Genomic DNA, 14,064 nt, shown 5'->3' with positions numbered 1-14,064 from the left:
CGGCTGCATCTCGGCCGTTCATCCTTCGAGGCTCCCGGCGCGATGCTTTGCATCGCGCCACTCGCACCTCAGGATGACGGGTCTGGTAGCGGCGGGCGATCCCCCCAAAACAAAAACGCCCCCGGTTTCCGGGGGCGTTTTTCGTCCAAAACCTTGCGGCCAGGATCAATCCTTTTTGAGGAAGCCCGAAAACTTCTTCTGGAAGCGCGAGACGCGGCCGCCGCGGTCCATCAGCTGGGCGTTGCCGCCGGTCCAGGCCGGGTGCGACTTCGGGTCGATGTCGAGGTTCAGCGTGTCGCCTTCCTTGCCCCAGGTGGAGCGGGTCAGGTACTCGGTTCCGTCGGTCATGACGACCTTAATCGTATGATAATCCGGATGAATTTCGGCTTTCATGGCAATTCCTAGGGCGCCCGGCGCCTTGCTTGAGTGACTATCGAATGACGGATTTGGCCGGGTCTATACCTCACAGGAGCCCCTAAAACAAGCCGTTGTGGCGACTGGAGAACGGGCCGTCCCCTAAGGGACATCCCGGATTTGCCTCGCCCCCTGCCGCGGCCTATGTGGAGCCAACGTCTCTCTTTTGGTCGGATCCCATGAGCGCAGTAGAACGGCTTGAAACCGGGCCGGCAGAAGCCCCGTCGATCGAAGCCGAACTGATCGAGCAGCCGGCGAAGGGCCGGGCCAAGCTGCGGCCGTTGATGGCGCTTGCGCCTTACGTGGCCCGTTATCGCGGCCGGGCGGTCCTCGCCTTCGTGGCGCTGACGGTTGCGGCGCTGACCACGCTGCTGGTGCCGGTCGCGGTGCGCCGGATGATTGATTTCGGCCTGACGCCGGAAGGCATCGCGCTGATCAACAGCTACTTCTCGGTGATGATCGCGGTCGTCGCCGTGCTCGCGCTGGCGAGCGCCTCGCGCTACTACCTCGTGATGACGATCGGCGAGCGCATCGTCGCCGATCTCAGGCGCGATGTGTTTGCGCACCTGCTCTCGCTCTCGCCGGCCTTCTTCGATTCCGCGCGCAGCGGCGAGCTGGTGTCGCGGCTCACCGCCGACACCACGCAAATCAAATCCGCGGTCGGTGCCTCCGTGTCGATCGCGCTGCGCAACTTGATGATGTTCTTCGGCGCAGCGGCGATGATGGTGATCACCAGCCCGCGTCTCTCCGGTTTCGTGCTGCTGGCGATCCCCTTGATCGTGCTGCCGCTGGTCGCCTTCGGGCGCTGGGTGCGGCGGCTGTCGCGCAATGCGCAGGACACGCTGGCCGATGCGTCCGCCTATGCCGGCGAGCTGGTCGGCGCGATCCGCACCGTGCAGGCCTATACCAGCGAAGGGCTCGCTGCGAAGCGTTTCGGCGGCGAGGTCGAGCAGGCCTATGAGGCCGCGCGCACATCCACGCAGGCCCGCGCGGTTCTCACCGCCATCGTCATCTTCATCGTGTTCGCAAGCGTGGTCGGCATCCTCTGGATCGGCTCGCACGACGTGCTGACCGGCGCGATCACGCCGGGCCGGCTCGGCCAGTTCGTGCTCTATGCGGCCTTCGCGGCCGCAGGGCTCGGCCAGCTCAGCGAGGTCTGGGGCGAGGTGTCGGCGGCATCAGGCGCGGCCGAACGCCTGTTCGAGATTCTTCACGTGCAGCCCGACATCAAGGCGCCGGCATCGCCGCGCGCATTGCCGGTGCCCGGGCGCGGTGAGGTCGGCTTCGATCATGTCAGCTTCTCTTATCCGGCGCGGCCTGACGTCAATGTGCTCGACGCGGTCTCGTTTGCGGTGCGGCCCGGCGAGAAGGTCGCGATCGTCGGCCCGTCCGGCGCCGGCAAGAGCACGATCTTCCATCTGCTGCTGCGCTTCTACGATCCGCGCAATGGTGCGATCTCGCTTGACGGCGTTCCGGTGAAGTCCGCCGACCCGCGCGATTTCCGCTCCCGCATTGCGCTGGTGCCGCAGGAATCCAACGTCTTTGCTGCGAGCGCCCGCGAAAACATCCGCTTCGGCCGGCCCGATGCGACCGACGCCGAGGTCGAGCGTGCCGCCGAGCTCGCGCACGCCACCGAGTTCATCCGCCGCCTGCCCGAAGGTTTCGAGACCCCGCTCGGCGAGCGTGGCGTGACGCTCTCCGGCGGCCAGCGCCAGCGCATCGCGATCGCGCGCGCCATCCTGCGTGATGCGCCGCTGTTGCTGCTCGATGAAGCCACCTCCGCGCTCGACGCCGAAAGCGAGACGCTGGTGCAGACCGCGCTCGAAGAGCTGATGGCCCACCGCACCACGCTGGTGATCGCGCATCGCCTCGCCACCGTCTTGTCCTGCGACCGCATCCTGGTGATGGACCAGGGCAAGATCGTCGAGCAGGGCACGCATGCCGAGCTCGTCGCGGTGAACGGGCTCTATGCGCGGCTGGCGAGGTTGCAATTCGAGGGGGTGTGAGGCGCTGTCTCACGCCACCAACGGTGTCATCGCCCGCCTTGTGCGCACCTGCGCAATGGAGCGGGTGATCCAGTACGCCGAGAAAGTCGTGCTCAACCGAGAAGCCGCAGCTTACTGGATTCCCCGCCTTCGCGGGGAATGACAGCGGAGCTTGTGGCCCGCTCACTTGCACTTCGGTGAGCCCATCGGCACGTTCGGCCACGGCCAGTTCTTCCAGCTCCCACCCTCACCGATGCAGGCCGACCCGCCGTTGGCCGGAGCCGGGCTGTCGGCCGGAGCAGGTGTGTTCGTCGAACTTGGCGAAGGCGTCGTCTCGCTGGCTGCTTTGGGCGGCGAGGCCAGGCGCTGGTCGACATACACAGTCGACACATAGCCGGCGACGATGACGCCCAGGAAAACCGAAGACCCCTTGGCCAGCTCGCTCAGCCGCATCGATCCTCTCCATCTGCTTGCTTGATGTCACGCTAGCAAACAGCGCCGCGCTTTTGCGTGACGTCAGTCACGGCCGCCACGCCATCTTCAGCACCGGCCGTCCCGACGTCGGGTTCACATCCTCGCCTTCATGCGCAAAGCCGTTACGCTCGTAGAAACGGATGGCGCGGCTGTTGTCCTTGTTGACCAGCAGGGTCACGCCCGATGGCGACAGGCGCTTCGCTTCATCCACCAGCAGCCTTGCGGCGTCCGAGCCCCAACGATTGGGGTCGACCACGAGCTGGTCGAGATAGCCGTCGCCGTCGATGGTCACGAAACCCGTCAGCACGCCATCTTGTTCCGAGACGACGATCGCGGCCTTCGGCACCAGCTCGTTGCGCCAGCGCTCGCGCCACCAGTCCACGCGCGCGGCAAAATCGATCTGCGGATAGGCCTGCTGCCAGGTGCGATGCCACAGCTCGATCGTCGCCGCTTCGTCGGCGTCCACGTAGGGGCGGAGGTGGAGCGCGCTCACTACCGCTCCGTCAGCTTCAGCTCGATGCGGCGGTTGCGCTTGTAGGCGTCTTCGGTGTTGGCGGTGTCGAGCGGCTGGAATTCGCCGAAGCCGGCGGCAACCAGGCGCTGGGCGGGGACGCCGAGCGAGATCAGATATTGCACCACCGAGATCGCGCGCGCCGCCGACAGGTCCCAGTTCGACTTGAAGTTCGCGCCGCTCACCGGCCGCACGTCGGTGTGGCCGTCGACGCGCAGCACCCAGGCGATTTCGGCGGGGATCTTCTTGTCGAGCTCGATCAGCGCGGCCGCGACAGTGTCGAGCTCGGCGCGGCCCTCAGGCAGCAGCGTCGCCTGTCCGGTGTCGAAGAACACTTCCGACTGGAACACGAAGCGGTCGCCGACCACGCGGATATCGGGACGGTTGCCGAGAATGGCGCGCAATCGACCGAAGAATTCGGAACGGTACCGTGACAATTCCTGCACACGCTGCGCCAGCGCGACGTTCAGGCGTGAGCCGAGATCGGCGATGCGGTTCTGCGATTCCTTGTCTTTCTTTTCCGAAGCGTCGAGCGCTTCCTCCAGCGCTGCCAATTGCCGGCGCAGCGCGCTGATTTGCTGGTTCAGCACCTCGATCTGCGCCAGCGCTCGCGCCGAGACGGCTTTCTCGGAGTCGAGCGCCTTGCCGAGCTCGGCGGTCTTGCCCTGCGCGTCGTTGCCGGCATTGGCGAGGCCCTCATAGAGACCCTTCATGCGGTCGCGCTCGGTCTCGGCCGAGGCGAGGCCGGCCTTCAGCTGCGAGACCTGGTCGTCGAGCGAGAGCTTGCCGAGCTTCTCCAGCGAGAGCAGCTCGGTCAGCTGGGCGATCTTGGCGTTGAGCTGTTCCAGCGCCTTGTCCTTGCCGGTTACCTCCTGGGACAGGAAGAACTGCACGACCAGGAACACCGAGAGCAGGAACACGATCGACAGCACCAGCGTCGATAGCGCGTCGACAAATCCTGGCCAGTAGTTGAAGGCGCCGTCGCTACGACGGCCGCGGGCTAGAGCCATGCTCGCCTCTCAAATGCTGATTGCTTAACTCTTCTCGGGCTGGCGCGCGATGCGCTCCAGGAGGCGGCGGATCTCGCGGTTCTGCTCACCCTGGCCGTCGGCCCATTCGCGGATCATCTGCTGCTCGGTCCGCATATGCGAGACCAGCGCCTGGATCGCCTCGGCGAGGCTCGCCATCGCCGCCGTGGTGCCGCGACTGGCGCTGCCTTCTTCGAGCACCGAGCGCAAGCGCTCGACCGCGGCCTGAAGTTCGCCGCTGGCAACCCCGCCGCCGGCGGCGGCGGGAGCCGCGACCGCGACCTCGCCGCTGCCGTACTCGCGCACGGTGGTGGCGAGCCAGTCTTCGAGGTCGGTGTAGAAGCGGTTCTGCGCCTGGCTCGATTGCAAATCGAGGAAGCCGAGGATCAGCGAGCCGGCGAGACCGAACAGCGAGCTCGAGAACGAAATGCCCATGCCGCCGAGCGGGGCGGCGAGGCCCTCCTTCAGCGTGTCGAACAGCGCGCCGGAATCGCCGCCGACCTTGAGGCCGTCGATCACCTTGCCGACCGAGCCGACCGTCTCGATCAGGCCCCAGAAGGTGCCGAGCAGGCCGAGGAAGACCAGCAAGCCCGTCATGTAGCGAGAGATGTCGCGGGCCTCGTCCAGGCGGGTCGCGATCGAATCGAGCAGATGCCGCATCGTGGTCTGCGTGATCGACATCCGCCCGCTGCGCTCGCCGCCCAGGATCATCGCCATCGGGGCCAGCAGCTTGGGATGCCGGGCCGGCGCCAGGCCGGGATCGGCGATACGGAAATTGTTGACCCAGGACACCTCGGGATAGAGCCGGATCACCTGGCGGAAGGCCAGGATGACGCCGATGAACATCACGCCGCCGATCAGGGCGTTCAGCCCGGGATTGGCGAAGAAGGCCTGGATGATCTGCTTGTAGAGCACCACGCCCACCAGCGTGCACAGCACCAGGAAAACCAGCATCCGCACCAGGAAGACGCTGGGGGAGGACAGTTTTGTGTATTCGATGTCGAGGGAGGAGCGGGGCGAGGCGCCTGACGGCATGGCCGGTATCATCCGTTACGAAGCTTGCTTGCATCCGCACTATGGCACAGCGCCGGCCCAAAAAAAGCGCCGGTTGTGCCGATTTCGGGACTGGTTCGGGAACCCAAAGCTGAAACCGCGCTTTGATACCGACGTATTTTGCAAAACTTCGGCATTCCACAGGCTTAGCTCGGATTTTTTGCATGGCGACGTATCTTGGCGGACTGGCGGCCATCGCGCTTTCGCTCGCGGTCCTGATGGCCTTCGCCTGGGTTGTACAGCAGCGCACCGGCAATTCCGGCTGGGTCGACACGATCTGGACCTTTGCCGTCGGGCTGGTCGGCGCCGGCAGCGCCCTGTGGCCGGTCGCAGGCGAGGGGCCCAATGAACGGCAATGGCTGGTTGCCGGCCTCGTCGCGGTCTGGTCGCTCCGGCTCGGCACCCACATCGCGATCCGCACCGCGGGGATCAAAGATGACCCCCGTTATGCCACCTTTGCCGCGGAGTGGGGGCTCAATGCCCCGCGGCGGATGTTCATCTTCCTGCAGAACCAGGCGCTGGGCTCGGTGCCCCTGGTGTTTTCGATTTTTGTCGCCGCGCACGTCCCTGTATCAGCCTTGCGGATCCAGGACGTCCTGGGTGCCGCGATCCTGCTGATCGGGATCGCGGGCGAGGCGCAGGCCGATGCGCAGTTGCGCCGCTTCCGCCGCGACCCCGCCAATCACGGCAAGGTCTGCGATGCCGGGCTGTGGCGCTGGTCGCGCCATCCCAATTATTTCTTCGAATGGCTCGGCTGGCTCGCTTATCCCGTGATCGGACTTGCGGCCGGCTATCCCTGGGGCTGGGCCAGCCTGCTCGCACCCATCTTCATGTACTGGATCCTGGTCCACGTCACCGGCATCCCGCCGCTGGAAGCGCAGATGCTGCGGTCGCGCGGCGAGCGCTACCGCGCCTATCAATCCCGAACCAGCATGTTCTTTCCGTTGCCACCGAGAGAGGGAATGGCCGCATGAGCGTCGTGTCCACGATCATCGGGACTGCCGAACGCGTGCCGCTGCCGGATCTCGTGGTCCGCGCCGCCATCCAGCGATTGTGCTCGCGCACCGCGACGCGTCTCGCCGCGCATACGGCGGCCGACGATGCCGCCTTCGCCGGACGGATGATGATGCGACCGATCGCCGAACATACCGACGCTGCCAATACCCAGCACTACGAAGTCCCGCAAAGCTTCTTCGCGCAGGTGCTGGGCCCGAACCGCAAATACTCCTCCTGCTTCTACAAGACCGAAGCGACGACGCTGCAGGAGGCCGAGGAGGAAGCGTTGCGCCAGACCGTCGAGCATGCCGGCCTCGCCGACGGGCAGACCATCCTCGAACTCGGCTGCGGCTGGGGCTCGCTGTCGCTGTGGATCGCCCGGCAGTTTCCGCATGCCACGGTGACCGCGGTGTCGAACTCGCAATCGCAGCGCGCCTATATCGAGGACATCGCGCAGAGCCGCGGGCTCTTGAACCTGCGCGTCGTCACATCAGACATGAACGTGTTCGCGCCGGACGGCCAGTTCGACCGCATCGTCTCGGTCGAGATGTTCGAGCACATGATGAACTGGCGCAAGCTGATGACCCGTGCGCGTGCATGGCTTGCGCCGGAGGGGCGCTTCTTCATGCACATCTTCACCCATCGCACGGGCTCCTATGCGTTCGACCGCGCCAATCGCGAAGACTGGATCGCCCAGCACTTCTTCACCGGCGGCGTGATGCCGAGCCATCAGCTCATCCGGCAATATGCCGACATCTTCGCGATCGAGAAGGAATGGTGCTGGAGCGGTACGCATTATCAGCGCACCGCGAACGACTGGCTGGCGAATTTCGATGCACATCGCGACGCGATCGAAGCCGCCTTGCGCAACGTCTATGGTGACGAGACCTATTTGTGGATGCGGCGCTGGCGCTGGTTCTTCCTCGCCACCGCCGGTCTGTTCGGCTGCGCCGACGGAACGGAGTGGGGCGTCAGCCACTATCGGATGAAGGCGACGCCGTAGTCCGAGCCTACCTAAGTATGGTCGCGCAATACCTGCGCGTAATGGCCCGACCAGGTCCTTGGTGTTACCGATACATCCACGGTGAACAGCAACGGAACCGGCCTCCGAGCCGGCAGTTGCGGGACAAGGCCGGCGGCGTAGCGCCCACTGGCCTTATCTCCCGATTGAGCGCTTTGCCGCTCAATTGATGCTTACGGCCACAGCTGGTGCAGCGAGTACGCCATGAGAAACATCGCCGATCTCCTCATGTGGTTCTGGCAGGGCAGCCGGCCCGCATCCCATACTCAGGTTGCGGCCATGGCTGAAAACCAGGATCGATCCAGCATGGCTGATTTCGTTCGGATCCTGCAGGCTTACGATCAAGCCCGGTAACTCGCTGTCATTGCGATGTTCTGTCGCAGCGTGCCGCGATGGAACCGGACTCACAATCTGGTGAGTCGCAAAAATCGGCCTGAACTCAGCGCCATAGCGCGTGTGACATTGAGCCGCCCGCGCGATGCGTTGCGTCGCAGCAAGTCCATTCTATTTTGATCGCATCAGCCGCGCAGTCATTGCCCAGAACGGGCGTTGCGCGCGAAGCGTGATCAGTTTCAACAATTTTGGGGCACCCCACTTCATGTCAGGACTTCGAGCGCGATCGGCATGCGTTGCAATGATGCTCGCGGCCCTTGCGCCGCTGCTAGGCGCTTGCGACGAATCCTCTTCCGCCGTCGCCACTGCCCAAACCTCCGAACCCGATGTCAGCATCGTCACCGTCAAGCCGCAACCGCGCGCCGTGGTACGCGAGCTGCCGGGCCGGATCTCGCCGACGCGCGTCGCCGAGGTGCGGCCGCGCGTGTCGGGCATCGTGGTCGAGCGGCTGTTCCGCCAGGGCAGCGAGGTGAAGGCGGGCGATGCGCTCTATCGCATCGATCCGCGTCCGTTCGAGGTCGAGGTGATGGCCAACGACGCTGCGGTCGACAAGGCCGAGGCCGCGTTGATGCAGGCGCAGCAGCAGGCGCGGCGCATCGCGACGCTGACCAGCCAGCGCGCCGCGCCCGAAGCCGAGAACGAAAAGACCATTGCCGCCGAGCGCCAGGCGCAGGCTGACGTCGAGGGCCGCAAGGCCGACCTCGCGCGCGCCAAGCTCAATCTCGATTATGCCACCGTGCGCGCTCCGATCGACGGCGTGGTCGGTGCCGCCCTGGTCAGCGAGGGCGCGCTCGTCGTGCAGAACGAGACCAATCTCGCCACCGTGCAGCAGCTCGATCCGATCTATGCGGACTTCACCCAGTCGGTGACCGAGCTCAACCAGCTGCGCCGCGCTTTCGAAAGCGGCGACCTCGATCGCATCGAGTCCGATGCCGTCAAGGTGCGCCTCGTGCTCGACGACAACACCATCTATGCGCTCGACGGCAAGCTGCTGTTCTCCGAGGCCAAGGTCGACGCCCATACCGGCCAGGTGACGTTGCGCGGCGAATTCCGCAATCCCAAGCGCGAGCTGCTGCCGGGCATGTATGTCCGTGTCCGCCTCGATCAGGGCCTCGATTCCGACGCGATCGCGGTGCCGCAGCAGGCGGTCCAGCGTAATGGCGGTGGCGGCAGCGAGGTGTTCGTCGTCAAGGACGACAACCGCATCGCGGTGCAGCCGGTGCGCACCGGCTCGGTGCAGGACGGCGTCTGGTTCGTCACCGACGGCCTGAAGGCCGGCGACAAGGTCGTGGTCGAGGGCTTCCAGAAATTTGCGGCCGGCGACAAGGTCAAGCCGCAATCCTGGTCCGAAGCCGAGGCGAGCGCGGACAACCGGCACGCCCTCAAGGCCACGCGGTAACGCGCCATGGCGAGCTTCTTCATCGACAGGCCGATCTTCGCCTGGGTCGTCGCGCTGTTCATCTGTCTGATCGGCGCGATCTCGGTCCCGTTGCTGCCGATCGCGCAATATCCGATCATCGCGCCGCCCTCGATCTCGATCTCGACGAGCTACCCGGGCGCGTCGCCGGAAAACCTCTACAACAGCGTCACCCGCTTGATCGAGGAGGAGCTCAACGGCGCCTCCGGCATCCTCAATTTCGAATCGACCAGCGATTCGCTCGGCCAGGTCGAGATCATCGCCAATTTTCAGCCGGGCACCGATACCAGCGCGGCGTCCGTCGAGGTGCAGAACCGCATCAAGCGCGTCGAGGCGCGGCTGCCGCGCGCGGTGATCCAGCAGGGCATTTTGATCGAGGAAGCCTCGAGCGCGGTGCTGCAGATCATCACGCTGAACTCGACCGACGGCAGCCTCGACGAGGTTGGCCTCGGCGACTTCATGATCCGCAACGTGCTCGGCGAAATCCGCCGCATCCCCGGCGTCGGCCGCGCCACGCTCTATTCAACGGAACGTTCGCTACGCGTCTGGGTCGATCCGGCCAAGCTGGTCGGCTACGGGCTGACCGCCGACGACGTCAACAAGGCGATCGCCGCACAGAACGCGCAGGTCGCCTCGGGCAGCATCGGGGCGGAGCCGTCGACCGACAGCCAGCGCACCTCCGCGCTGGTGCTGGTCAAGGGCCAGCTGTCGTCGCCGGACGAGTTCGGCGCCATCATCCTGCGCGCCAATGCCGACGGTTCGACCGTGCGGCTGCGCGACGTCGCGCGCGTCGAGGTCGGCGGCCTCAGCTATCAGTTCAACACCCGCCTGAACGGCAAGCCGACGGCCGGTCTCTCCGTGCTGATGTCGCCGACCGGCAATGCGCTGGCGACCGCGAGCGCGGTCGAGGAGAAGATGAAGGAGCTGTCGCGCTTCTTCCCGGCCAACATCTCCTACGAGATCCCCTACAACATCACGCCGGTGGTCGAGGCCTCGATCAAGAAGGTGCTGACGACGCTGGTCGAAGCCGTGGTGCTGGTGTTCGTGGTGATGTTCCTGTTCCTGCAGAACATCCGCTACACCATCATTCCGACCATCGTGGTGCCGGTGGCGCTGCTGGGCGCCTGCACCACGCTGCTGCTCGCCGGCTACTCCATCAACATGCTCTCGATGTTCGGCATGGTGCTCGCCGTCGGCATCCTCGTCGACGACGCCATCGTCGTGGTCGAGAACGTCGAGCGCATCATGACCGAGGAGGGCCTGCCGCCGAGGGAAGCGACGCGGAAGGCGATGTCGCAGATCTCCGGCGCCATCATCGGCATCACGCTGGTGCTGATGGCCGTGTTCGTGCCGATGGCGTTCTTCCCGGGCTCGGTCGGCATCATCTACCGCCAGTTCTCGGTGACCATGGTCGCGGCGATCGGCTTCTCGGCCTTCCTCGCGTTGTCGCTGACGCCGGCGCTGTGCGCGACCCTGCTCAAGCCCGTCGCGGCCGGCCACGGTCACGCCAAGAGGGGCGTGTTCGGCTGGTTCAACCGCATGCTCGAGGGCAGCAAGGAGGGCTATTCCCGCACGGTCGGCTTCTCGCTGAAGCGCACCGGACGTTTGATGCTGGTCTATGTCGCGCTGCTCGCCGGCCTGTCCTGGGCCTTCGTCAATCTCCCGGGCGGCTTCCTGCCGGTCGACGACCAGGGCTTTGTCACCACCGACGTCCAGACGCCGTCGGATTCGTCCTACGGCCGCACCGAGGCGGTGATCGAGAAGGTCGAAAAATATCTGGCGCAGCGCCCGGGTGTCGACAACGTCACCTTCCTCACCGGCTTCAGCTTCTCCGGCCAGGGCATGAACACCGCGCAGGCCTTCATCACGCTGAAGGACTGGTCGGAGCGTGGACCGAACGAATCCGCGGCTGCTGTTGTCAACGACATCAACCGCGATCTGGGGTCGTCGATCCGCGACGCCAAGATCTCGGCGCTGCAGCCGCCGCCGATCGACAATCTCGGCAACTCCTCCGGCTTCTCGTTCCGTCTGCAGGATCGCGGCCAGAAGGGCTATCCGGCCCTGATGCGCGCCGCCGACCAGTTGATCGCGCAAGCCAATGCGAGCCCGGTGTTGCAGAAGGTCTATATCGAGGGCCTGCCCGAGGCCGGCGTGGTCAATCTCGTGATCGACCGCGAGAAGGCCGGCGCCTTCGGCGTCACCTTCGAGGACATCAACAACACGATCTCGACCAATCTCGGCTCGAACTACATCAACGACTTCCCGAATCGCGGCCGCATGCAGCGCGTCGTGGTGCAGGCCGACAGCCGCGACCGCATGAGGACCGAGGACATCCTCAACTACAACGTCAAGAACTCCCACGGCCAGCTGGTGCCGTTCTCCTCCTTCGCGACGGTCGAATGGTCGCGCGGGCCGACGCAGATCGCGGGCTTCAACTACTATCCGGCCGTGCGCATCTCGGGCGAAGCCAGGCCCGGCTTCACCTCGGGCGATGCCATCGCCGAGATGGAGCGGCTCGCCGGACAGCTGCCGCGCGGCTTCGGCTATGAATGGACCGGACAGTCGCTCCAGGAAAAGCTGTCGGGCTCGCAGGCCCCGTTCCTGCTCGCGCTCTCCGTGTTCGTGGTGTTCCTGTGTCTGGCCGCGCTCTATGAGAGCTGGACCATTCCGCTTGCGGTGCTGCTCACCGTGCCGCTCGGCATCGTCGGCGCGGTGGTGGCCGCCATGCTGCGCGGCCTGCCCAACGACGTCTATTTCACCGTCGGCCTGATCACGATCATTGGCCTTGCGGCTAAGGACGCCATCCTGATCATCGAGTTCGCCAAGGATCTGCGCAAGGAGGGCAAGCCGCTGGTGGAAGCCACCATCGAGGCCTGCCGCCTGCGCTTCCGCCCGATCCTGATGACGGGTCTCGCCTTCATCTGCGGCGTGCTGCCGATGGCGATCGCGCACGGCGCCGGCGGCGCCAGCCAGCAGGCGCTGGGCTCCGTCGTGATGGGTGGCATGATCGCGGTGGTGATCCTGGCGCTGCTGATGGTGCCTGTGTTCTTCGTCTCGGTGCAGCGCGTGCTGGCGGGTGACCGGGAGCCGAAGGTCGCGAAGGACGGCGGGGCGTATGGCCCGCCGGCGCCGGTGAAGCCATAGGGCACTCGTCATTCCGGGCACGCGTCAAGAGGCGCGCCCCGGAATGACAAGCGGAGCACTTGCCTTCCCAAGTTGGTCAATCCAGACTACATCTCTGGATTGAAGGCATGTGTAGTCGCACTGCGCCGCGACTGCACACGGCCTGCCGATTGAGAGCATGTGATGCGTCCGACCGACATTGCGATCTCGAACTATCGCTCCATCCGCCGGCTCTCCCTACCAATCCACCCCCTGTCCGTGTTTGTGGGCGAGAATGGCGTCGGCAAATCCAACCTCTACAAATCCTTGTCGCTGTTGCGCGATGCGGCGACCGGGCGGATCACGCGCACGATCGCCGACGAAGGCGGATTGAATTCGGTCTGCTGGTCCGGCGTTCGCAAGCGCGGCGAAGATGGGCGACTGCGGTTGTCGGCCAAATTCGACCGTCTCAAATATTCGATCGAGATCGGATTTCCCGGTCCCCTCGAGGCGGCGTTTTCCGGCGAGCCGATGATCAAGGCCGAGAGTATCGAGGCGGTGCAGGGCAAGCGAACGGTTTTGCTGATGGAGCGGAAGAATTCGCTCGTCAGCGTTCGCAGCGACAGCGGCGCGTGGAGCAGCCACAAGGATGCGGTGCTGCCGTCCGAGACGGCGCTTGCCGGCTTTGCAGATGGCAAGGAATGCCCGGAAATCGATCTGATCAGAAACGCCATGCTGGGCTGGCGCTTCTATCACGACTTTCGCACCGATCCGGCCTCGCCGATACGAAAGCCGTGTCTGGCGATCACGACGCCTTCGCTCAGTGCCGATGGGACCGATTTGGCCGCGGCGCTGGCGACGCTCTATACGATCAGGGAAGACGCGGTCGACCTGCAGGACGCAATCGAGGATGCATTTCCAGGCGCTGAGCTCCGCGCATGGGAGCAAAATGGCCTGTGTGATTTTGACCTGCAACTGACGGATATGCCGCGGCCGTTCAGTGCGCACGAATTATCCGACGGGACGCTGAAATACATTTGCCTGCTTGCGGTGTTCATGGGCTATCGGCTTCCGCCGTTCATCGCGCTGAACGAACCCGAGACCAGCCTGCATCCGTCGCTGCTGGCGCCATTGGCCCGGCTGATCGTCAAGGCATCGAGCCGCGCCGACATCTGGATCGTCACCCATTCGGAGCAGTTGATGGATGCGTTGCGAAACGAGAGTTCGGTCCCGCTTCGCCGGGTGATCAAGTCGAAGGGCGCCACGACCATCGAAGGCCTGACCCTCGGCGGCGAGTATCGCGACGACGAATCGGAAGACGACGACGCTTGAATCGTGATGAGATCAGGTTTGATTGATGAGATCAGGTTTGATTGATGAGATCAGGTTTGATGGTCACCACGGAGAGGCACTCCCTCTCCCGCTTGCGGGAGAGGGTCGGGGAGAGGGTGTTTCCGCAATGGGACAATCCCCAAGAGGAGCGAGCCCTCACCCGGCGCTTCGCGCCGACCTCTCCCGCAAGCGGGAGAGGTGAACAATCCGCCGCGGCAATCGCTTCAGCCTAAATCCATTCCGCGCTGAAGATCGAACTCTCGCGCTGCCCGCGCGCAGCTCGAGAATCCTTACGAAAACTTCACGTGTTCCGACGGAACCGGCCGTGCGCAAATGTG

At 65.0% G+C, this 14,064-nt stretch carries 12 protein-coding genes; 7 read left to right on the top strand and 5 right to left on the bottom strand.

The genetic code is table 11. The features are described 5' to 3' along the window. Positions 1-165: 165 nt before the first annotated feature. On the bottom strand, positions 166-393 hold the full coding sequence (gene rpmE / locus NLM31_RS35965) for a 50S ribosomal protein L31 (protein WP_027530154.1): 228 nt from the start codon (positions 391-393) through the stop codon (positions 166-168). A 200-nt stretch (positions 394-593) separates the two neighbouring features. Here rpmE and NLM31_RS35960 point away from each other — a divergent pair, with 200 nt between their 5' ends. Further along, positions 594-2,420, top strand: coding sequence for an ABC transporter ATP-binding protein/permease (locus NLM31_RS35960; RefSeq protein ID WP_254195305.1), 1,827 nt, complete (start codon positions 594-596; stop codon positions 2,418-2,420). A 162-nt stretch (positions 2,421-2,582) separates the two neighbouring features. Here the strand turns inward: NLM31_RS35960 and NLM31_RS35955 are convergent, their stop codons facing one another. From NLM31_RS35955 to NLM31_RS35940, 4 genes are all read right to left on the bottom strand, one after another. Then, entirely contained in the window at positions 2,583-2,852 is a 270-nt protein-coding gene (locus tag NLM31_RS35955) for a hypothetical protein (protein ID WP_254195304.1), read from the bottom strand. Between the two features lie 67 nt (positions 2,853-2,919). Next, positions 2,920-3,366: a GNAT family N-acetyltransferase gene (locus NLM31_RS35950; RefSeq protein WP_254195303.1), complete on the bottom strand. Its 447-nt coding sequence runs from the start codon at positions 3,364-3,366 to the stop codon at positions 2,920-2,922. Next, positions 3,366-4,394 (bottom strand): peptidoglycan -binding protein, encoded by a 1,029-nt coding sequence (locus NLM31_RS35945; protein WP_254195302.1) that lies wholly within the window; start codon positions 4,392-4,394, stop codon positions 3,366-3,368. The genes NLM31_RS35950 and NLM31_RS35945 overlap by 1 nt, the downstream gene beginning before the upstream one ends. A gap of 24 nt (positions 4,395-4,418) precedes the next feature. Then, positions 4,419-5,447, bottom strand: coding sequence for a flagellar motor protein MotA (locus NLM31_RS35940; RefSeq protein ID WP_254195301.1), 1,029 nt, complete (start codon positions 5,445-5,447; stop codon positions 4,419-4,421). 182 nt (positions 5,448-5,629) lie between these two features. Here NLM31_RS35940 and NLM31_RS35935 point away from each other — a divergent pair, with 182 nt between their 5' ends. The 6 genes from NLM31_RS35935 (at position 5,630) to NLM31_RS35910 (ending at position 13,726) form a co-directional block, all read left to right on the top strand. After that, positions 5,630-6,439, top strand: coding sequence for a DUF1295 domain-containing protein (locus tag NLM31_RS35935; RefSeq protein ID WP_254195300.1), 810 nt, complete (start codon positions 5,630-5,632; stop codon positions 6,437-6,439). Further along, entirely contained in the window at positions 6,436-7,464 is a 1,029-nt protein-coding gene (locus tag NLM31_RS35930; protein ID WP_254195299.1) for a cyclopropane-fatty-acyl-phospholipid synthase family protein, read from the top strand. Before NLM31_RS35935 ends, NLM31_RS35930 begins: the two co-directional genes overlap by 4 nt. Positions 7,465-7,686: 222 nt before the next feature. Next, complete coding sequence (locus NLM31_RS35925) at positions 7,687-7,836, top strand: hypothetical protein (protein ID WP_254133983.1); 150 nt, start codon at positions 7,687-7,689, stop codon at positions 7,834-7,836. A gap of 244 nt (positions 7,837-8,080) precedes the next feature. Further along, positions 8,081-9,274, top strand: coding sequence for an efflux RND transporter periplasmic adaptor subunit (locus NLM31_RS35920; protein WP_254133982.1), 1,194 nt, complete (start codon positions 8,081-8,083; stop codon positions 9,272-9,274). A 6-nt stretch (positions 9,275-9,280) separates the two neighbouring features. Continuing rightward, a complete protein-coding gene (locus NLM31_RS35915) occupies positions 9,281-12,436 on the top strand; it encodes a multidrug efflux RND transporter permease subunit (protein ID WP_254133981.1) in 3,156 nt (1,051 codons plus the stop codon). 162 nt (positions 12,437-12,598) lie between these two features. Further along, positions 12,599-13,726 carry an AAA family ATPase gene (locus NLM31_RS35910; protein WP_254195298.1) on the top strand — a complete coding sequence of 376 codons (1,128 nt, stop codon included), beginning with the start codon at positions 12,599-12,601 and terminating at the stop codon, positions 13,724-13,726. Positions 13,727-14,064: the final 338 nt, after the last annotated feature.

This window comes from Bradyrhizobium sp. CCGUVB4N, assembly GCF_024199945.1.
In the GTDB taxonomy this organism is placed as follows: domain Bacteria; phylum Pseudomonadota; class Alphaproteobacteria; order Rhizobiales; family Xanthobacteraceae; genus Bradyrhizobium.
The sequence above is the reverse complement of the archived record's forward strand: the minus strand, read 5'-3'. Positions and strand labels throughout refer to the sequence as shown.

Coding starts and splice junctions, on each gene's coding strand:
- NLM31_RS35960 (WP_254195305.1), top strand. CDS start 594: ATGAGCGCAGTAGAACGGCTTGAAACCGGGCCGGCAGAAGCCCCGTCG.
- NLM31_RS35930 (WP_254195299.1), top strand. CDS start 6,436: ATGAGCGTCGTGTCCACGATCATCGGGACTGCCGAACGCGTGCCGCTG.
- NLM31_RS35945 (WP_254195302.1), bottom strand. CDS start 4,394: ATGGCTCTAGCCCGCGGCCGTCGTAGCGACGGCGCCTTCAACTACTGG.
- NLM31_RS35955 (WP_254195304.1), bottom strand. CDS start 2,852: ATGCGGCTGAGCGAGCTGGCCAAGGGGTCTTCGGTTTTCCTGGGCGTC.
- NLM31_RS35915 (WP_254133981.1), top strand. CDS start 9,281: ATGGCGAGCTTCTTCATCGACAGGCCGATCTTCGCCTGGGTCGTCGCG.
- NLM31_RS35925 (WP_254133983.1), top strand. CDS start 7,687: ATGAGAAACATCGCCGATCTCCTCATGTGGTTCTGGCAGGGCAGCCGG.
- NLM31_RS35940 (WP_254195301.1), bottom strand. CDS start 5,447: ATGCCGTCAGGCGCCTCGCCCCGCTCCTCCCTCGACATCGAATACACA.
- NLM31_RS35935 (WP_254195300.1), top strand. CDS start 5,630: ATGGCGACGTATCTTGGCGGACTGGCGGCCATCGCGCTTTCGCTCGCG.
- NLM31_RS35910 (WP_254195298.1), top strand. CDS start 12,599: ATGCGTCCGACCGACATTGCGATCTCGAACTATCGCTCCATCCGCCGG.
- rpmE (WP_027530154.1), bottom strand. CDS start 393: ATGAAAGCCGAAATTCATCCGGATTATCATACGATTAAGGTCGTCATG.
- NLM31_RS35920 (WP_254133982.1), top strand. CDS start 8,081: ATGTCAGGACTTCGAGCGCGATCGGCATGCGTTGCAATGATGCTCGCG.